The following is a 20684-nucleotide window of genomic DNA, read 5'->3' on the forward strand; positions in this document are numbered from 1 at the left end:
CCTGCGTGACAGGCAGGCATGTTAACCACTACACCACGGGACCATTGGTTGCGGGGACAGGATTTGAACCTGCGACCTTCGGGTTATGAGCCCGACGAGCTACCGGACTGCTCCACCCCGCGACGATACTACTTATATATTATATGGTGGAGGATGACGGGATCGAACCGCCGACCCCCTGCTTGTAAGGCAGGTGCTCTCCCAGCTGAGCTAATCCTCCAAAAGTGGTGACCCGTACGGGATTCGAACCCGTGTTACCGCCGTGAAAGGGCGGTGTCTTAACCACTTGACCAACGGGCCAATATGAATGGCAGAGAAGAAGGGATTCGAACCCTCGCACCGCGTTAGCGATCTACTCCCTTAGCAGGGGAGCCCCTTGAGCCACTTGGGTACTTCTCTGTATGGCTCCGCAGGTAGGACTCGAACCTACGACCGATCGGTTAACAGCCGATAGCTCTACCACTGAGCTACTGCGGAATAAGAAAGACAATTTAAATTTTATATAAATACATATGATAAGTCAAGTCGTTTATACAATATCTTGTACAAACGTGACATGTTTATAATATACTGGATTGCTTTTTAACTGTCAAGGTGTTTTTTTATCTCTTTTAATCTACCTTTACACTTTCCGCAAACATATTTTTTTGTATTCATTTGACGTCTTCTTACATATTGAAGAGTACACTCTATACATTCATACACATGTGTTTTAGACTCTTTTTTCACTCCTGGTATTCTCTTGCAAAACCTAGGGGCTCCAACTTCCTTCAACAACTGCCGAAAATCTCGATCACGATGTTGATACCCCTTCCCCATAATATGCAAATGATAATGACACAACTCATGCTTAATAACGCCAATTAATTCTTCTTTTCCATACACTTCATAATAATGATAGTTTAATTCTATATTATGACTTCGTAACAAATACCTTCCACCAGTTATGCGTAATCGTTTATTGAACATTGCTTCATGTAAAAAATCCCTCCCGAAATATTGTAACGATATTTCTTCTACAAGTTTTTGAATTTCTTCTTCATTCATTTTATTCCTCCCAAAAACTAAAAATAAACTTACACTTTTCTTCTTTCTTATACATATATTAAATAGTACATATACCCATCCTCATTCAAAAAGTGTAGCTTCTATGAAACACCTTCTTCCTCGTTTATTCATAGAACTTCACTAACCAAACTCTTATAAGCAGTTCCCAAGACGGAGCTTTTCACTCACTTCAAATCTTTATCTCAGTCCATAGGGGACTATTTGTTAGAGCCGGATTAAACAAGGAGGGATTCTCATGCCTACATGGCTCCGAAAACAAATGCAACGCGCATATTTCGAAAAAAACCGGTATCAAATTAAGTTACTAAATGAATGCTGGTTTTATTATAGCAAAATACATCAAAATTCCTGATAAAGTGAATGTTTAATCGGCGGGGGTTGAATCCTCCCCCACCGATTAAATTCTCAATAACATCCGTTCATGAAAAAAGAGCAGTGCTATACCTGCCCTCTTCCCATTATTATTCAATAGGTAACATCGATAAGGCAACGCGCCCTTTTTTCATATCAACATCATCTACCCATACCTTTACAATCTGTCCGACAGATACCACATCTAACGGATGCTTTACAAACTGTTTGCTCAGTTTAGAAATATGCACTAAACCATCCTGCTTCACACCAATATCAACAAACGCGCCGAAATCAACAACATTTCGAACTGTTCCTTCCAACTCCATGCCACGCTTTAAATCTTCTAATTTGAGAATTCCCTTTTTTAAAAGTGGTTTTGGTAATTCATCACGCATATCTCGTTCTGGACTAATTAAAGCGTCTATAATATCGATTAATGTTGGCTCCCCAATATTCGTGTCTTGAGATAATTTAGAAAGTTCCACTCCCTCTAAACACTTTTGTAAATGTGGTTGTCCTACATCATCAAGCGATAACCCTAGGCTTTTTAATAACAATTCAACATTTTTATACTGCTCTGGATGAATACTTGTTCTATCAAGTGGATTTTTACCTTCTAGTATGCGTAAGAAACCAATACACTGCTCATACGTTTTGGCACCTAAACGTGGTATTTTCTTTAACTCTGTGCGCTTTGTAAATTTCCCTTCTTCTTCACGTTTGTTTACAATATTTTTCGCAACTGTTTTTGATAATCCTGAAACGTATTGCAATAGTGCCACAGAAGCTGTATTCACATTCACTCCTACTTGGTTAACAGCTGTTTCCACGACAAATGTTAAAGATTCATTCAATTTCTTTTGTGATACATCATGTTGATATTGTCCTACCCCAACTGATTTCGGATCAATTTTCACAAGTTCAGCAAGCGGATCTTGCAAACGCCGTCCAATCGAAACAGCACTTCTTTCCTCAACTTGAAGATCTGGAAATTCTTCACGAGCCAAATCAGAAGCGGAATATACACTAGCACCGGCTTCATTGACAATAATATAAAATACATCTTGTTGTACAAATTGTAAAACATCTACTATAAACTCTTCTGTTTCTCTAGAAGCTGTACCATTTCCAATCGCAATCATCTGAACTTGATATTTGTCTATAATAGAAATAACTTTCGTTTTTGCATCTTCATATTTCCGAACAGGCGGATGTGGATAAATAACATCAATATGCAGAACTTTGCCTGTATCATCTACTACTGCTAACTTACACCCTGTTCGATACGCAGGATCTACGGCCAATACTACTTTCCCCTTCATTGGTGGCTGTAATAATAAATTACGTAAATTCTCAGAGAAAATGTGAATCGCTTGCTCTTCTGCAGTTTCAGTTAATTCTTTACGAATCTCCCTTTCGATTGACGGTTGAATTAATCGCTTATATCCATCTTCAATTGCTAGCTGTACATATAATGCACTTTTAGAAGAATCATCAAGAATCACTTTTTTATGTAAAAATCGAATAATTTCTTCTGTCGGTGGTGCAACAGAAACTTTTAAAACCTCTTCTTTTTCACCACGGTTCATAGCCAACACACGATGTGGCACAACCTTTTGCAAAGGCTCTTCATAGCCGTAATACATTTCATATATATTTTTTTCATCTTTTTCTTCATCTTTTACAGAGGACACAACCATTCCTTTTCTAAAGGTGATATTTCGAATCCAGCTGCGGTACGTCGCATCATCCGATACAATTTCTGCAATAATATCTTGCGAAAATTGCAATGCTTCTTGAGCAGATTGCACTTCTTTCTCAGCATCAATAAATTCCTTCGCCTTTTCTTCCGGATCTTCTTTTGTAAACAGAAGTAACCACTCTGCTAAAGGTTCAAGTCCCTTATCCTTTGCAATTGTCGCTTTTGTTCTTCTTTTTTCTTTATAAGGACGATACAAATCTTCTACTTCTTGTAGCTTTGTTGCAGATACAATATGGTGACGCAGATCTTCTGTTAATTTTCCCTTTTCATGAATCAGACGAAGAACTTCTTCTTTCCGATCTTCGAGTTGCATCATATATTGCCATCTTTCTAAGATTGTACGAATTTGTACTTCATCTAAAGAACCTGTCCACTCTTTTCGGTAACGAGCAATAAATGGAACTGTGTTACCTTCTTCTGTTAATTGAATAACATGACGAACTTGCTTTTCTGTAAAGCCTAATTCTTTCACTAACATTTTCATTAACGCTTGTCGATTATCTACCATTTCCATATACAACCGAAACCTCCTCTAATAAAAAAAGTTGCCCCTATAAAGAGCAACTTAAACTGCCGATTTAAAAATCTATTAGTCCTAAACTAATTTGCAGAGCTTCGTCTACACGACTCATCATCACTTCATCTAAATGAGTGATTTTGTCCGTTAAGCGCTGTTTATCGATTGTTCGGATCTGCTCGAGCAAGATAACTGAATCCCTCTCAAACCCATACTTTTTCGCATCAATTTCCACATGTGTGGGCAATTTCGCTTTCTGAATCTGTGCAGTAATAGCCGCCACAATCACAGTCGGACTAAAACGATTTCCGATGTCATTTTGAATGACAAGAACCGGACGAACGCCTCCTTGCTCAGAACCAACAACTGGGGAAAGGTCTGCAAAATACACGTCGCCGCGTTTTACAATCAAAATATTACCCCCCGCTAACTAAGCGTTCTACTGTATGCGCTGCTTCATACTCTGCTAAGAAAGCTTCAGATGCAATACCAAGATTAATTTTTCCCATTTCAATATACCCACGTCGCATAGATTCATGTTGGTAGCGTTTCTTCGTCTTATGTTGACGCAATAACAGTTGTGTTGCCTGGCAAATTAGTTCATGGCGATTCTTATTCTCTTGTTTTCCAATTCCGTCCAATTCCGTTACCACTTGCTTCGGCAACCGAACCACGATTTCAGTAGTTACACTTGATTCGGACACAAAAATACACCTCCACCGTCAACTACACACCCAAATATATATATGACACCTATTGTAATAATACCATTGTATGGGGCCTGTTGCAAAGACTTCCTTATTCCTTGTTTATGTTTTCCAATTCACAAACAAAACATTCACTCTCTTTTACTTTTTATCTCTTTCTAATAAGAAATGAAGCCAAATCCCCATATGTGGGAGCTTCCATCACTATTGATAACTAACAAGGTAATAGCTACCGCAAAGCCTCTTTCTTATATGTCATTCAAATAATTGATGACTTCGACAACTTTACCATGTCGAATAAATATACGAGGAACTCGAAAGCTTATTGTTGTAATAATTTCATAGTTAATGGTCCCCGAATACTCTGCAACCTCAGTGGCACTAATATATTGGTCATCCTGCCTTCCAATAAGCGTTACCTTTGTTCCAAGAGGAACCTTACAAGGAAGATGGATCATAAATTGATCCATTGTAATCCGGCCTACAATCGGAACTCTTTTCCCATCCACAAGTACTTTAAATCCTTGCAATCTTCTAAGCCAACCATCTGCATATCCAATTGGCACCGTTGCTATCCACTCTTCTGTCTTCGTTCGATAAGTGACACCATAACTAATTCCATCACCTTTAATAACTTGTTTAATATGAGCAACAGTCGTATGAAGTGAAAGAGCAGGCTCTAATTTAATCGGTAAGAAGGGACGTATTTCTACAGAAGGAGTTAACCCGTACATTACAATCCCCAGTCTAACAGCATTAAATGTAATACCATGGAATCTCATAGTAGCTGCACTATTAGCTGCATGAATAAACTCTGGGTCTACTCCAAATTCCTCAAGCCAACTTAACTGTTCCAAAAAAGTATTATATTGCTTATCAAAATAAGAGGTTTCCACTTCATCTGCTGTTGAAAAATGCGTATACACTCCTTCTAATTCGAAAAACGGAGCATCTTCTAAGCTATGCAAAAAACCTTTTAATTCTTTGCGTTCTCGAATTCCGATTCTTCCCATACCGCTATCGAAATTAATATGAAAATGTAATGGTACCGAGCTATCCCAGATCTCTACCGCTTCCTTGACCCACTCTTTTTGGAAAACAGTTAGTGCCACATTATTTTCAGCAGCTACATTCACAACACGCGGTGATGATGGACCTAATACTAAAATTGGTGCAGTAATACCTGCCCGGCGAAGCACTAATGCTTCATCTAAAAAGGCAACTGCTAACCTTGTTGCTCCAGCCTCTAACGCAGTTTGAGCCACCGGAACATAGTCATGTCCATATGCATTCCCTTTTACTACAGCAAAAACCTCAACACTTTCCGGGATAATTTCTTTAATGTGCATTACATTGTTATAAATAGCGTCCAAATTCACTTCTACCCACGTATCACGGTAAAATGATGATTCTTCCATAAAAACACTTCCTTATATACGATATGCGAAGCTTATTCTTTTATATTCGTCTTTTTAGGAAATCCGTTCTTCAAAACAAGAAAAAACGCGGTGCATATACATCACCACGTCTAAGAAGTTTATTTCACCTGTTTTGCCGCAACAGAACGTGCTATCATTAATAATTCATCCGGTTTTAAACCTTTAGACACGAGCATATATTCCACTCCGTTATGTGACCATGTTAACGAGTCTTTTGCCAGAGCACCGATTGTAAAACCAAGATCAACTAACTCTCCACTTACACTTATCGACGCTGAGGCTTCAGCAACCTTCGCCTTTTCTTGTATTAATGTAAAGGATTTCTTATTCCCAGTGTATGTGAGTATTGCGCGTTTGCCACTGTCTGTCTTTAGCTCTTTCTCTTCATTTAAAACCATCCCTTGCGGAGTATCACGCGGATATAGAACAGCAAATGGTTTGTCTTCTTTCACTGTTGTTTGTACATCCACTTGCGCCCTAGACATATTTTGCTTCGTATCAAATGCACCCTTATCAAATTTTGTGTCAAACTTTACTTTTGAAAAATCTACTTTCACAAGAACATTTTGATCATTATCCATCAATTTGACTGAAACAGGCGCTAAATCACTTTTATTAAATTTAATTTCTTGCTTCGGTAGCATATTTTGATGATGGTAATTCGTTTTTGTCTTAAACACGTAATATTTATCTGTCTTCTCAAATGAAAGATTTTTCTTATCCTTTAAAATGTCTCTTACAAGTGATTCATATAAGTAAGCTTGACTGCTATTTTGCGGCCAGTCACTTTGAAATCGAAAACTTTTATTAAGAGCTGGTGTTAATACAAATACACCTTCATTATTTCTTAAAATGATTTGACTCTGATCTTTCTTTGTATTTTTTAAGTTCACACGATAATAAGAAGGTTCTTTATGCCAAACTTCTACATTATACTCTTGTGGTTCATTCCCCGTTTTAATAGATAATTTCGCTTCAGCTTGATAGCTCTTCATGCCCTTAACTTTCGCTTCTAAATCTCGCACGACATCTTCTTGTTTCTTTTCCATACAACCCGCTAACACGAAAACGGTCAATAAACCGACAATCACTAAAAATAGCCGCCTTTTCATCCTTTCAGCCCCTTTGCCCCTATAAATGAATGGAAGATATTCCTTCCTTATCGCTAACTCAAATATATGAGACAAAGATATAAAATATGCAGACTAGCGTGACGAGCTTTCTAAAACAACCTGGGCCACTGCAAATTCTCTACTATGACTAATTGATAAATGAACGATATGTTCCGTATTTGCAGTGAGAATTGGCTTACCTCTATCATCATTCTTTATTTCAATATCTAAAAAGCTCACTTCTTTTCCGATACCAGTTCCAACAGCTTTAGAATATGCTTCTTTCGCCGCGAACCTTCCCGCTACAAATTCTACAAGACGTTTCCCTTTTAATTCAGAAGCAACACTACGTTCCTCATCTGTTAAAATGCGATCCATAAATTTAAGCTTTCCATCTAACATTTTTTCAATTCGATCCAGTTCGATAATATCAATTCCAATCCCTATAATCATTTCAAAAGTCCCCTTCTTCTATTTGTCTTCCTTCATTCATATTGTAAGAATAACAGAGAATCTTTCTAATGCAAAAGGAGTGAAAATATAAAATGCCAACATCACATATGCGAACCACCTTACAACCCGTCGTTCTCTCTTTACTTTGCTTGCAACTCATCATGATGATACTAGGGGATTTTTTCTTTTCTGATTTAGCTGCTTACAATGAATATATTTCTGTGGGTGAATGGTGGCGACTTATAACTTCTCTATTTATACATGTAGACTTTCAGCACTTTCTTTCCAACAGCATTTGCCTATTTCTCCTCGGTCAATCAATCGAAAAGCAGCTAGGTAGCATTCGCTTCCCTATTTTATTTTTCACCGCCGGCATTAGCGGCAATATTTTTTCTTATATGATTATGCCTGTCGGGTATATTCATGCCGGTGCATCAGGTGGAATTTTTGGTTTACTTGGTACACAACTTTTTCTTTTATATAGTCGCTATCGTTCTTTTCAACCCAAAGAGTTAATTTTCTTTTCTTCAATTATATTTCTATTACTTCTTTTCACCTTCTTTAATCCTTCTGCTAATCCTATCAGCCATTTAACAGGACTACTAATTGGGGGGATTTGCACTCCATTTTTAACAAAAAAAACGATGGTGTAGAGCTTATTTCACATAAAAGCTCCCACCATCGATTATTTCCACCTCTGATTTTGTACCAAGACCTCGTATTAATTGAAATAAAGCCTCATCCTTTTTCTTCGCTTCTATCATACAATCAATTTGCGGAACACTACCTTTGATTTTCTGTAAAAAGGATAAAAATGTACCTGTATCAATAAAATCCGCATGAGCTCTAGGATCATTTCCTTCTCGCGGACTAGAAATATGCATTTTAATTGGCAATAAAGAAGCTTTCCATGTATCCACTACACGATCCCAATGTTCATACCAATCTTCTTCATCGTTATTCATCATATGGTGATGCAAGTCAAATACGACGGGAACCGCCAACTTTTCACCTAGATATAACGTTTCTTTTAAGGAAAAAGTCGTATCATCATTTTCTAACATAATCATTTCTTGAATACTTGCAGGAACATTTGACCAATTTTCAATAAAACGTTCTAACGCAAGTTCTTTATCATCATATCCACCGCCAACATGTAACACGCAGCGATGCCTCTGCTTTATCCCCATTCCTTTTAGTAACTTCCGATGCATTTGAAGCGTCTTTATCGACTGTTTAAAAATATGTTCTTGCGGCGAATTTAATACAACAAAATGATCCGGATGAAAATCGAGCCGCATCTTCATCTGACGTGCAACTTCCCCTAACTCTTTTAACTTCTCTTTTATAGGACGAATATAGTTCCAATCCAGTAATTCTTCATGGTTTGCTAAAGGAATTAATTTTGAGCTCAGCCGAAAAAAAGACACATCATGTCCCTTATTATGCTTTAATAATCGCAAACAGTTATCCAAATTAGAATTCGCAATTCTTTCTAGTTTATGAATCGCTGCCTCTCGATCTTTAATACGTTGAAACTGCGCGTATGTCATCGTTTGAGATGGAGATGCATTTTTCAAATGTACACTCATCGCTACATAACCAAGTCTTACAAGCATAAAATCCCTCTTTTCTATACAACCCACTATATAGTATGTACAATTACACAAATAAAAAAAGAGGATATCCTTTTTGGGACATCCTCACTTTTATTAAGCTTGTGGCTTACGGCTATGATGTTTTCTTTCGCCACGACCATTTGAAGATCCTGGGCGACCTTGACCTTCACCTTTACGACCACGGTTACGGTTACCATCGCGATTGCGACCATCACGGTTGCGATCACGATTACGACCATCGCCGCTACGTCCGTCACGATTACGGTTACGGTTACCATCACGGTATCCATTTCCGTTACCACCACGTTTTTTAGGACCTCTTGAAACAACTGGTGGTTCTGATGTTAAAGAAATTGGTGTTGTATCCGGCTCTTTTGTCATCATTTTTAAAGCAGCTGCTACTACAGTTACAGAGTCATTTTCTTCTAACATTTCTTCTGCAATACGTTTGTAGTATGATAAGTTATCATTTTCAATTGTGCTTTGAAGTTTTTCCGCGATTAAACGTTGTTGACCTTCTAATGCCTCATCAAGTGTAGGAGCATTCATGCGGTCCATTTTGCGTTTTGTTGTACGCTCGATATTTTTTAATTGTCCTGATTCACGTGGTGTTACAAATAACATTGCAATACCTTTTTTACCAGCACGACCAGTACGGCCAATACGGTGAACATATGATTCTGGATCTTGTGGAATATCGAAGTTGTATACGTGTGTTACACCTGAAATATCAAGACCACGCGCCGCAACGTCCGTTGCAACAAGAACTTCGATAGAACCTTCTTTAAATTTACGTAATACAGACATACGTTTCGCTTGAGTTAAATCACCATGAATACCCTCTGCTGCATAACCACGTAAGTTCAATGCTTCTGATAATTCATCAACACGACGCTTTGTGCGACCGAATACGATTGCAAGCTCTGGAGATTGAATATCTAACAAGCGTGTTAATACGTCAAACTTTTTCTTTTCTTGCACTTCTAAATAGAACTGCTGAATGTTTGGCATTGTTACTTCTTTTGCTTTTACTTTAATGTGTTGAGGCTCAGTCATAAAACGCTCAGCAATACGACGGATTGGATCTGGCATTGTTGCTGAGAATAATAATGTTTGATGTGTTTCTGGCACATCTGTTAAAATCGCTTCAATATCTTCAATGAAGCCCATGTTTAACATTTCATCCGCTTCGTCAAGAACAACAGTTTCTACGTTTTGTAGACGAAGTGTTTTACGGTTAATATGATCTAAAATACGACCCGGCGTACCAACAATAATGTGTGGGTGTTTTTTTAGAGCACGAATTTGGCGGTTAATATCTTGGCCACCATAGATTGGTAAAATACGAACACGTTTATGCTTACCGATTTTGTAAAGCTCTTCTCCAACTTGAATTGCTAATTCACGCGTTGGCGCGATAACAATACCTTGAACCGATTCTTTATGTGTATCCACTTTGTCTAATAGTGGTAATCCGAATGCCGCTGTTTTCCCTGTACCTGTTTGTGCCTGTCCAATAATGTCTTTACCTTGCAATGCATGTGGAATTGTTTCAGCCTGAATTGGCGTAGCCTCTTCAAAGCCCATGCTTTCAACAGATTGCAGTAAAGAATCACTTAATCCTAATTCTCGAAATGTTGTCAATGTTACTTCTCCTTTTCTATCCTATACTTATCATTTAAAAAAAGGCATTTTCCGTGTTTGCGGAAAAGCCCTTTTCCTGAATGCTCACGTATATAAACGGGCGTATATTCTTCACGAAAATACTTCTAAACGTTATTACACTTTATCAATTATAAGTTTTGTATGTGTAAAAAGCAAACCCAACTGTTACCTTATTTCATAATAAAGGGCTTTTTCTTTACTTTTATTTTTCAATTATTTACTGTAAGCGCTTATTAGAAGTTTTCGCTATTTTTTCATCTGTCATTCCTATTTATATCCACCAATTATTTCAACATCGTAATAACTTCTTCTAACTTCATCCCGCGAGATGCTTTTACTAATACAACATCTTTCACATCAACAACTGCTTGTAAATCTTTCACAAGCTCTTCTTTATTGTCATATGCTTTTACACGCTCATTAGAAAAGTTAATTTTTGCCCCTTCAGCAATTTGCGCTCCTAATTTACCGTACGTAAATACATAGGAAATTCGAGCTGGATCAATTAACTTACCCACTTCATAATGAAATTGTACTTCTTGATCACCAAGTTCTAACATATCACCAAGAACAACAACTTTTTTCGAAAATCCATTCAAACCATTCATTAAATGGAACGCTGCTTCCATTGCCGTTGGACTTGCATTATATGCGTCATTAATAATCGTTAATCCACTATCTGTTTTTACAATTTCCATACGCATACCCGTCATTTGAAGTGTTACTAAACCTTGTTTCATTTCTTCCCATGTTACACCAAAGTATTTCGCAATCGCCATTGATGCAAGTGTATTATATACATTATGTTTCCCAAGAACCGGTAGATAAAATACAGCATTCTCATCCTGATTCATCTTAAAGTACGTTCCTGTTGCCTGCAATGTTACAGAAGTTGGATAATAATCATTCGCCATTGCATCACCAAATGTAATCTTCTCAACAGCTAGGTCCATGTTCGGAACACGATTTGTTAAAAGCGGCTCATCACCATTGTATACAAATACTCCACCATCTTGTAATCCTGTAACAATTTCAAGTTTCGCTTCAGCAATCGCATCGCGAGATCCTAAATCCATTAAATGCGCTTCTCCGATATTCGTAATGATTGCAGCATTTGGACGAGCTAACTTAGATAAAAATTCAATTTCACCGCGGCTAGACATTCCCATCTCTAATACAGCCATTTCTGTATTTTCTTCTAGATTTAAAATAGTAAGCGGCAAACCGATATGGTTATTAAAGTTCCCCTCTGTTTTTTGAACCTTGAATTTGGTTGCAAGGAGACTTGTCACAATATCCTTCGTAGACGTTTTACCGTTACTTCCTGTTACCCCTATAACTTTCACATCTAACTGATCACGATAGCTTTTCGCTAATGTTTGTAACGCCTCAAGTGTATCTTCTACAAAGATCACCGGTATATTCGTAGGAGGGTTTTGTACATCCTTTTTCCAAAGCGTAGCTACAGCACCATTTTCAATTGCTTTTTCTACAAAAGAATGACCGTCAAAACGATCCCCTTGAATCGGAACATATAAATTACCTTTTTCAATTTTTCGTGTATCGATTGATACACCTTGTATAGTAATTTCAGCATATTCCTCTACTAAATCCGTTCCATTCGTCATTTGCTCTACTTGTTTTAACGTTCGCTTTATCATAAAAACACTCCTTACATAGAGGAAGCACTATTCTCTTGAATAGTGCTTCCTCCTTTTTTTGTTAGATTGTATATTTAATTTTTTGCTTTTCTTCGTGACGCTCAATCGCCAAACGAATTAATTCTTCAATTAATTCTGGATACGGCAAGTCAGTATGTTGCCATAATAATGGGAACATACTAAATGGTGTAAATCCTGGCATTGTATTTACTTCATTAATATATACTTCTCCATCTTTCGTTAAGAAGAAATCAGCTCTTGTTAAGCCCGCACCATCTAAAGACTGGAATGCACGAATTGCATCTCTTTGAATCGTAGCTGATTCTTCTTCTGTAATTTCAGCTGGAATGATTAATGCCGTATCACCATCGATGTATTTTGATTTATAATCATAGAACTCTTTCTTCGGTACAATCTCGCCTACAACCGAACATTTTGGCTCATCATTACCTAAAACGCCAACTTCCACTTCACGACCTACAATGTTTTCTTCTACGATAATTTTGCGGTCAAATTGGAATGCTTCCTCAAACGCTTTTTCTAATTCTTCACGATCTTTACATTTATTAATCCCAACACTTGAACCAAGATTTGCTGGTTTTACAAAGCATGGGTATCCTAATTTTTCTTCTACATTCTCATAAGCTAATTGAGGATTTTTCTCCCATACACTACGAATGAAAGATGCATACTTCGCTTGCTTCAATCCTGCTTCAGCAAAAATGTTTTTCATAACAACTTTATCCATACCAGCTGCAGATGCTAATACACCGTTACCAACGTATGGAATATTCATTAATTCTAGTAATCCTTGTACTGTTCCATCTTCACCATTCGGTCCATGTAACAGTGGAAAAATAACATCAATTGCATCTCCTTGATTAGAAGAAGCAGCCGGGATAATTTCTGTACTTAATGCTAATGGAGAGATTGCATTTTCCTCACCATTCATTTGCAATGCTTGCACATTCGTTACTTCACCTTCAATGCGTTCACCGCGCATCCATTGGCCTTGCTCTGTAATATAAATTGGATGAATCTCGAATTTTTCTTGATTTAATGCTTTAATAGCAGCAAGAGCTGTTTGTAATGACACTTGATGCTCCGCTGATTTCCCACCATATAATAAACCTAATTTAATTTTCGTCAATGAAATCACCCTAACCAATTGTTTTCATTTTTCTATTTTAGCACTTTTTATAGAAATAGGTAGTTCCTATTTGAAATAAAGTGAAACTTTTCTCACCACTGGTCTTACTACCTGTGGGCAATGAACCAAAACGAAATTCCCATAAATTACATTATGATTTCATCAATCGTATTTTTATGAACAGTTATTCTAAATTCATAGATTTTCCTTATAACAAAGCTGTGTTATGACCTATTCTATATAAATCCATTTTGATTTTTCAACATATAAGTCGCGGTTATGAAGAACAAAAGGTGATCTCACTCATTTTTCTCTTTTTGTTTTAACTTGGTATGGGACAGGAAGAGAATCTGATCGCTTCTATGCATGGACGGATACTCTCTCTCGCACCAAAAGGATTGTATATCGATTTTCCATTTGTATTTATATCGTTATGTACCTAATATATATGAAGAAATACCACTTTTTGTGTATGTCACCTATTGATTAAGAAGAGTGTTTTACCGCTGTTCCTTTTTGTCCCCGTTCTACAAGGCGATCTAAAGAAATATATACAAGCCCCGCTACAATACAGCCCACCCCTAATATCGTAAACAATAAATGCCCTAACAATCGATCAAGTAAAAACCCGCCAAGAAGCGGTCCAAATGCATTTCCTGTAATCCACTGTAAACTTGCTGCCCCCATATATGTCCCACGTAAATGTTCTGGTGCTAAATTGGCCACAAATGTCATTTGCACAGGTGACATAATCATTTCACCTAGCGTATATACCGCATAAACGACTAATAATGTTATTAAAATAATCGTAGCACTTGTACCAAACCCACCAAACCACTTTGGAAGCCAACCGATGAAAAATAATCCAATTCCAAATAACCACGCCCCATATAACATCGTCCTTCCAACAGGTTTATCTGTTGCCCATTTTGAAATTTGGAATTGGAATAAGACAACTAGTAAGCCATTTAAAGCCATTAAATATGGATAAGGGTTATTTTTACCAAATATCTCTTTCATTTCATTATCAAAATGAAGGGGAAGCATACCTTCTGTTTGGGAAAAACCCATGGAAATAATAATACCTGCCAACAAATAAATCATTAGTACCTTATCTCGCAGGACAATTTTCCAGACGGCTTCCGATTCCTTTTCCTTATCCTTTTGTTCTTTCAATACAGTTTTCGGCATCGTTTCTTGAATAAGTATTAACACAAGAAGCGCATAAAGTAGCATTGTGGATGAAGCAATAATAAAAACTAGATTTTTTGAAAGTACAACTACCGAAGCCCCCATAATGGGCCCGATTGCTGCCCCAATATTATGCCCCATTCGTAATAAACCGTACGCCTCCGTCCTCTTTTCAGGTACCGTCACATCCGCTACCATTGCCGATGCCGCTGGATGAAATAGCGAATTACTTAATCCTAAAAGAATAGACAAAATAGCATAAGGAATAAATCCTTCTATAAATAAAAAGCCGAGCATCAACACTGCATTACTTGCCATAGAAACAATCATAATCGGCTTTCTACCATATATATCAGCAATCCTGCCTCCTATCAAAGAACCAAAACTTGCTGCAATCGGAGAAAGTGCCATAATAATCCCCACTTGTAATAAGGAATCTACTTTATCTTTTAAATACAACGCAAAAAATGGCATTAACATCATCATTGCAATTCCATTCAATGTTTCTCCGATAAAACGGATCCATACGTTGCGATCCATCGCTTGTAACTCACGCCATGTCTGTTTCATTTACAACACTCCTTTAATCGACCACTCCTTATCTTATATTAATTTTAGAAAAATGTAAATTTTCAAAAACAAAAGATCCGTTCTATTCTATTTAGAACGGATCTTTTCTCTATAAATTCGCTACATCTTCTTCATCTTTTTTATTATTTAAAACACTATGCTTTCGACTATATAGGAAGTAAACAGCTACACCAATCACCATCCATATGCCGAAGCTCATCCATGCAGTTCCTGATAATTGAAGCATTAAATATAAACAAAAGATAACTGTTAACGCAGGTAAAACTGGTACAAGTGGTGCTTTAAAAGCACGTGGTAGATCTGGATGTGTTTTTCTCATTACGATAACTGCAACTGCTACAAGTGCAAAAGCAGATAATGTTCCCATGTTTACAAGATGTGCTAATACATTTAAGTCGATAAGCCCCGAAATAAGCGCTGCAATAATCCCTGTTGTCCATGTATTTAAAAATGGTGTTTTAAATTTCGGATGAACTTTTGCAAGACGCTTCGGCAATAGTCCATCACGACTCATTGCATATGAAACACGAACTTGCCCATACATCATAACTAACATTACAGTTGTAATCCCTGTAATTGCTCCTACCGAGATAACACCCGCTAAACCATCTTGTCCAATAAACTGAAGTGCGAAAGCTACCGGATCAGAAATATTCAGCTGACCATAAGGTACAATCCCTGTCAAAATAAGTGAAACAATGATATAAAGAATTGTACAAGTAAGTAATGATGCTATAATGCCAATTGGTAAATCACGTTGCGGACGTTTTACCTCCTCAGCTGCCGTTGATACAGCATCAAATCCAATGAATGCAAAGAATACTGTTGCAGCCCCAGCCATTACACCATCAAGACCAAACGGCATGAACGGTGTCCAGTTTTCCGGCTTTACATAATTAAAGCCAGCAAAGATAAAGAGTAATACAACTGCTATCTTAATAAAAACCATAATATTGTTTACACGGGCACTTTCACGTACACCTCTAGATAAAAGAGCAGTCATAATTAAAATGATAATGACAGCTGGTAAATCGATAAGGCCACCCTTTCCTGTTCCAGGTGCAGAAGATAAAATGGTCGGAATATGAATTCCAAAGCCTTTTAATAAGGATTGGAAATAAGCAGACCATCCATTGGCTACCGCAGATGTCGCTAATAAATATTCCAACATTAAATCCCATCCAATTAAAAATGCAAACACCTCTCCCATCGTCGCGTACGTATACGTGTAAACGCTTCCCGAAACTGGGACAGAAGATGCAAATTCTGCGTAGCAAAATGCAGCAAAGGCACATGCTAATGCAGCTATAGCAAATGATAAAATGATAGCTGGTCCAGAATGTTTCGCTGCCACAACACCAGTAAGAACAAAAATCCCTGTTCCGACAATAGCTCCAATCCCAAGCATTGTTAAATCCAGTGCTCCCAATGTTCTCGCTAATGTTTTTTGTTTACTTTCTTGCATTAGTTTCGCAATCGGCTTTTTTTGAAAAATTTGCTTCATAGCATGCACCTCTAGTTTTTAATTTTCAGAAAATTTTTAATTCTTGTTTTCATTTTACTCATAACATGTTTTTTAGTCAACACTTTTGTCGAAATAAACAGAAAAATATCTAACCAACAAAAAGAATGTAATATAATCAATGTATAGCATCCTTCGTTATCCTATTTGTTCACCAAATTAAACAAATTTATCATTCGACATAAAAAGATAAATAATATACAAATAATGTATATAGTTATATCCCTATATCTTTTTATAATTATTTTTGATATTCTATACATTGTCGATTCCAACTAAAAAAGAGGAATGCTCAGAAAATGAGCATTCCTCTTTTTTTATTTCGTAGTATATGAACCTTCCTCAATCCAACTATACATATATTTCTCATCTTCCGTCTCATGCGCTTGTTTCACAATGCGAAGCGGACGGAATGTATCGATCATCACTGCTAATTCAATTGTTTCTTTTTTCCCTAAGCTCGCTTCTGTTTTTCCAGGATGTGGCCCATGCGGGATACCACTTGGATGAAGGGTAATTGAACCTTCTTCTACACCTTTTCTACTCATGAAGTTACCTTCTACATAATAAAGAACTTCATCACTATTTACGTTACTATGATAATACGGCGCTGGAATTGCGTCTGGATGATAATCATATAAACGCGGCACAAAAGAACAAATCACAAAGTTATGCCCTTCAAAAGTTTGATGGACTGGCGGTGGCTGATGAATACGACCTGTAATTGGTTCAAAATCCTCCACATTAAAGACCCAAGGATATAAATATCCATCCCATCCGACAACATCTAACGGGTGATGCTGCATAATATGTTTATGCATGTAACCTCTCGACTTTGTCATGACGACAAACTCGCCTTTTTCGTCATATGTCTCTAACTTCTCTGGTCCTCTAATATCCCTTTCACAGAAAGGACTATGTTCTAACAATTGACCATACTCATTACGATAACGACGTGGCGTTGTAATTTGGCTATTCGCTTCTACAACAAGAAACTTAGACTCTCCCTCATCTGGAATAACACGATAAATTGTTCCGATCGGAATCGTTACATAATCACCTTTACGGTAATGAATCGTTCCAAACATTGTCTCAATTTTCCCAGTTCCATAATGAACAAATAACATTTCATCTCCATCACCATTGCGATAGAAATAATCCATTTTTTCTGTCGGATTCACAACACCGATTAATAAATCCTCATTCCCTAATATAAAGTTCCTTCCACTTACTGCATCACCAGTTTTTCTATTTTCCTTCGTACGAAAATGACGATGAGCAAGCGCTACATCTTCTTCATACTGCAACTGACAGGAATGCGCTAGCGCGGCGTGTCCTACTTCAGTTGGCATATAATGATGATACAAAATAGATTGTGTACCAGAGAAACCTTTCGTTCCCATCACCTGTTCACGATAAAGTGATCCATCTTCTTTACGAAATTGCACATGTCGTTTATGAGGAAGCTCCCCCATGTGACGATAATACATGCCCATCACCCGCTTTCATTTCTTTTTTCACTGTATTACGTAATGTGCCAAGTCCAGTGATTGTAAGTTCTACAACGTCACCATCTTGTAACCACTTTTCTGTACCAAGTTCTAAAATACAGCCAGTACCAACCGTTCCCGAACCAATTACATCTCCTGGATATAACGTAACATCCGCTGAGGCACGTTCTATCATTTCTGCAAACGTATAGTAAATATCCTGAAGATTCCCTTTAGACAAAAGTTCTCCGTTGACGTGAGTAGTCATTTCTAAGTTATACTGTTCACCTATGCGATAAGCTTCTAACTCCTCTTTCGTAACAAGATATGCTCCTAATGAAGTCGCAAAGTCTTTTCCTTTTGCAGGACCAAGCCCCACTTTCATTTCCTTAGCTTGCAAATCCCTTGCACTCCAATCATTCATAATACAGTAACCAAAAATATATTCTTCGGCTTGTTCACGCGAAATATTTCTTCCCTCTTTCCCAATGACACAAGCAATTTCTAATTCATAGTCAAGCTTTTGCGATTGTTTCGGGCAAGAAACTGTAACGTCTGGTCCAATAACAGCACGGTGATTTGTAAAATAAAAAACCGGAATATCATACCACTCAGGAACAACATCTAAACCACGTCGCCCGCGAGCCGTTTTGACATGTTGCTCAAACGCATAAAAATCACGAATACTACCTGGATTAGGAATGGCTGCACAAAGCTGCACATCTTCCAAAGCGTACACGCCACTTGTTGGTTTTCGAATACCACGTACGATTTCTATATATTCATCCGCTTTCTCTAAAAAAGCGAGCATAGATGAAGGAAGAGTTCCATTACTTGCTAGATTCATATCGATGACTTTGTCACCTTCCAGCCAACCTGCACGCATTTCTCCTGAAGGAAGACGAAATGTAATAAATTTCATCACTATTCCTCCTCACCGTTTATATAAAGTGAAACTTTAATCAGTGAGGGTTTTCTCTATCCCCCACTGACCGATAACAATTTTATAGATTTCCGCGGCGCTCTTGTTCTCTTTCAATGGATTCAAATAAAGCCTTAAAGTTTCCTTCCCCGAATCCACGAGAACCTTTACGCTGAATAATTTCAATAAATAATGTTGGACGATCCACGATTGGCTTCGTAAAGATTTGTAGCAAGTAACCTTCTTCATCACGATCCACAAGAATCTTAAGTTCTTTTAACTTATCAACTTCTTCATCGATTTCACCGACGCGCGCTGTTAACTCATCATAATACGTGTCTGGTGTATCTAAAAACTCAACTCCATTGGCACGAAGCGCTTTAACTGTTTTCACAATATCATTTGTCAATAATGCTAAATGTTGTACACCTGCACCATTATAAAACTCTAAGTATTCTTGGATTTGTGATTTACGCTTTCCATCTGCCGGTTCATTAATTGGAAACTTAATACGACTTCCATTTGTCATAACTTTTGACATTAAAGCGGAATATTCCGTACTAATATCATCATCATCAAAATGAATCATTTGTTTAAAGCCCATAACATTTTCATAATAGCTAACCCATTCTTCCATTTTTTCAACGTTACCAACAACATGATCCACAGCGATTAATCCTGATTCTTCACTCGGAATATTGAATTCAACTTCTTCATAACCAGGCATAAATTTACCTTTATAATTTTTACGCTCCACAAGAGTATGGATTGTATCGCCATACGTACCGATAACCGCCTTTTTTAATGTCCCATGCTCATCCGTTAATTCTTCCGGCGGAGCAATCGCAACAGCACCTCGTTTTACAGCTTCTGAATAGGCCTTTTCAACATCGTCAACAAGTAAAGCTACGTCTTTTACTCCATCACCATGAGTTTTTACAAATTCCGCAATACGACTTTCACTATTTAAAGTTCCAGACACAACAAAACGCATGTTTTTTTGCACAAGAACATACGATACCTTTTCGCGATTTCCTGTTTCCAATCCAGAATAGGCAACAATTTTAAACCCAAACGCTCTCGCAAGGTAATAACTCGATTGCTTTGCATTTCCTACATAAAATTCTAAATGATCGACATCACGTACCGGAAAGAAATCCTCCATTTGTGCAGCTAACGTATCCATAGATTTTTGTTTCATAAATTCCTCATCCCCCTGTAAATAAATTAAATATTACATACTTTAAACCAATCGAAAGCGCTTCCAGCTATCACTAAAAAAATTAGTTAGCAAGCTAACAAATTTCTGACTCTTAAAATTTTCTATCTTTTCTGTCAAATTCCTCTTTTTTTCTCTCATATAAAATTCGACTTTTTTCTCTTTCAAGTAATAGGGAATTCCTACATATAAGGATATGATTGAATGCTGTGGATATAGAACAAATAAAAAACTAGTAGAAT

Annotated in this window: 18 protein-coding genes and 5 tRNA genes; 2 read left to right on the forward strand and 21 right to left on the reverse strand. The window is 37.3% G+C overall.

Features of this window, described 5'->3' with window-relative positions; genetic code table 11:
• Positions 1–45 precede the first annotated feature (45 nt).
• The 6 genes from AC1M36_RS23120 to AC1M36_RS23145 all read right to left on the reverse strand — a co-directional run bounded on the left by AC1M36_RS23120 (position 46) and on the right by AC1M36_RS23145 (position 1047).
• Positions 46–122, reverse strand: a tRNA-Met gene (locus AC1M36_RS23120).
• A gap of 22 nt (positions 123–144) precedes the next feature.
• Positions 145–220: transfer RNA gene (locus AC1M36_RS23125), tRNA-Val, on the reverse strand.
• A gap of 5 nt (positions 221–225) precedes the next feature.
• A tRNA-Glu gene (locus AC1M36_RS23130) sits at positions 226–300 on the reverse strand.
• An 8-nt stretch (positions 301–308) separates the two neighbouring features.
• Positions 309–399: transfer RNA gene (locus AC1M36_RS23135), tRNA-Ser, on the reverse strand.
• 3 nt (positions 400–402) lie between these two features.
• A tRNA-Asn gene (locus AC1M36_RS23140) sits at positions 403–477 on the reverse strand.
• A 105-nt stretch (positions 478–582) separates the two neighbouring features.
• Positions 583–1047 (reverse strand): SprT family protein, encoded by a 465-nt coding sequence (locus AC1M36_RS23145; RefSeq protein WP_336453722.1) that lies wholly within the window; start codon positions 1045–1047, stop codon positions 583–585.
• Positions 1048–1303: 256 nt separating this feature from the next.
• Here AC1M36_RS23145 and cmpA point away from each other — a divergent pair, with 256 nt between their 5' ends.
• The gene (cmpA, locus tag AC1M36_RS23150) at positions 1304–1420 is read left to right on the forward strand and encodes a cortex morphogenetic protein CmpA (protein WP_174103523.1); all 117 of its coding nucleotides are present in this window, start codon (positions 1304–1306) and stop codon (positions 1418–1420) included.
• A 109-nt stretch (positions 1421–1529) separates the two neighbouring features.
• On the opposite strand, the gene AC1M36_RS23155 is transcribed toward cmpA, so the two are convergent.
• The 6 genes from AC1M36_RS23155 to acpS form a co-directional block, all read right to left on the reverse strand.
• Positions 1530–3698: a Tex family protein gene (locus tag AC1M36_RS23155; protein WP_336453723.1), complete on the reverse strand. Its 2169-nt coding sequence runs from the start codon at positions 3696–3698 to the stop codon at positions 1530–1532.
• 64 nt (positions 3699–3762) lie between these two features.
• Positions 3763–4113, reverse strand: a complete 351-nt coding sequence (ndoA, locus tag AC1M36_RS23160; RefSeq protein WP_000635965.1) for a type II toxin-antitoxin system endoribonuclease NdoA — start codon at positions 4111–4113, stop codon at positions 3763–3765.
• A gap of 4 nt (positions 4114–4117) precedes the next feature.
• On the reverse strand, positions 4118–4405 hold the full coding sequence (locus AC1M36_RS23165; protein ID WP_000004571.1) for an antitoxin EndoAI: 288 nt from the start codon (positions 4403–4405) through the stop codon (positions 4118–4120).
• Between the two features lie 251 nt (positions 4406–4656).
• Positions 4657–5826, reverse strand: coding sequence for an alanine racemase (gene alr, locus AC1M36_RS23170; protein WP_336453724.1), 1170 nt, complete (start codon positions 5824–5826; stop codon positions 4657–4659).
• A 119-nt stretch (positions 5827–5945) separates the two neighbouring features.
• Positions 5946–6896: a LolA family protein gene (locus AC1M36_RS23175; protein ID WP_174103525.1), complete on the reverse strand. Its 951-nt coding sequence runs from the start codon at positions 6894–6896 to the stop codon at positions 5946–5948.
• Positions 6897–7052: 156 nt separating this feature from the next.
• A complete protein-coding gene (gene acpS, locus AC1M36_RS23180) occupies positions 7053–7412 on the reverse strand; it encodes a holo-ACP synthase (RefSeq protein WP_336453725.1) in 360 nt (119 codons plus the stop codon).
• 92 nt (positions 7413–7504) lie between these two features.
• Between acpS and AC1M36_RS23185 the strand changes: the two genes are divergently transcribed.
• Positions 7505–8065 (forward strand): rhomboid family intramembrane serine protease, encoded by a 561-nt coding sequence (locus tag AC1M36_RS23185; protein WP_479846230.1) that lies wholly within the window; start codon positions 7505–7507, stop codon positions 8063–8065.
• Between the two features lie 3 nt (positions 8066–8068).
• On the opposite strand, the gene uvsE is transcribed toward AC1M36_RS23185, so the two are convergent.
• The 9 genes from uvsE to hppD form a co-directional block, all read right to left on the reverse strand.
• Entirely contained in the window at positions 8069–9031 is a 963-nt protein-coding gene (uvsE, locus tag AC1M36_RS23190) for a UV DNA damage repair endonuclease UvsE (RefSeq protein WP_479846231.1), read from the reverse strand.
• Positions 9032–9124: 93 nt separating this feature from the next.
• Positions 9125–10675: a degradosome RNA helicase CshA gene (gene cshA / locus AC1M36_RS23195; protein ID WP_336453728.1), complete on the reverse strand. Its 1551-nt coding sequence runs from the start codon at positions 10673–10675 to the stop codon at positions 9125–9127.
• A 305-nt stretch (positions 10676–10980) separates the two neighbouring features.
• Entirely contained in the window at positions 10981–12357 is a 1377-nt protein-coding gene (locus AC1M36_RS23200) for a UDP-N-acetylmuramoyl-tripeptide--D-alanyl-D-alanine ligase (protein WP_336453729.1), read from the reverse strand.
• A gap of 61 nt (positions 12358–12418) precedes the next feature.
• Complete coding sequence (locus tag AC1M36_RS23205; protein WP_336453730.1) at positions 12419–13507, reverse strand: D-alanine--D-alanine ligase; 1089 nt, start codon at positions 13505–13507, stop codon at positions 12419–12421.
• 486 nt (positions 13508–13993) lie between these two features.
• Entirely contained in the window at positions 13994–15268 is a 1275-nt protein-coding gene (locus AC1M36_RS23210; RefSeq protein WP_336453731.1) for an MDR family MFS transporter, read from the reverse strand.
• Between the two features lie 109 nt (positions 15269–15377).
• Positions 15378–16793 carry a branched-chain amino acid transporter BcaP gene (gene bcaP, locus AC1M36_RS23215; RefSeq protein ID WP_336453732.1) on the reverse strand — a complete coding sequence of 472 codons (1416 nt, stop codon included), beginning with the start codon at positions 16791–16793 and terminating at the stop codon, positions 15378–15380.
• Positions 16794–17128: 335 nt separating this feature from the next.
• Positions 17129–18301 carry a homogentisate 1,2-dioxygenase gene (locus AC1M36_RS23220; protein WP_336453733.1) on the reverse strand — a complete coding sequence of 391 codons (1173 nt, stop codon included), beginning with the start codon at positions 18299–18301 and terminating at the stop codon, positions 17129–17131.
• Positions 18267–19223 (reverse strand): fumarylacetoacetate hydrolase family protein, encoded by a 957-nt coding sequence (locus tag AC1M36_RS23225; protein WP_336453734.1) that lies wholly within the window; start codon positions 19221–19223, stop codon positions 18267–18269. The genes AC1M36_RS23220 and AC1M36_RS23225 overlap by 35 nt, the downstream gene beginning before the upstream one ends.
• A gap of 82 nt (positions 19224–19305) precedes the next feature.
• Positions 19306–20424 carry a 4-hydroxyphenylpyruvate dioxygenase gene (gene hppD, locus AC1M36_RS23230; RefSeq protein ID WP_017154241.1) on the reverse strand — a complete coding sequence of 373 codons (1119 nt, stop codon included), beginning with the start codon at positions 20422–20424 and terminating at the stop codon, positions 19306–19308.
• Positions 20425–20684 lie beyond the last annotated feature (260 nt).

The sequence above is a fragment of the Bacillus sp. Medicinal_06 genome (assembly GCF_056711665.1).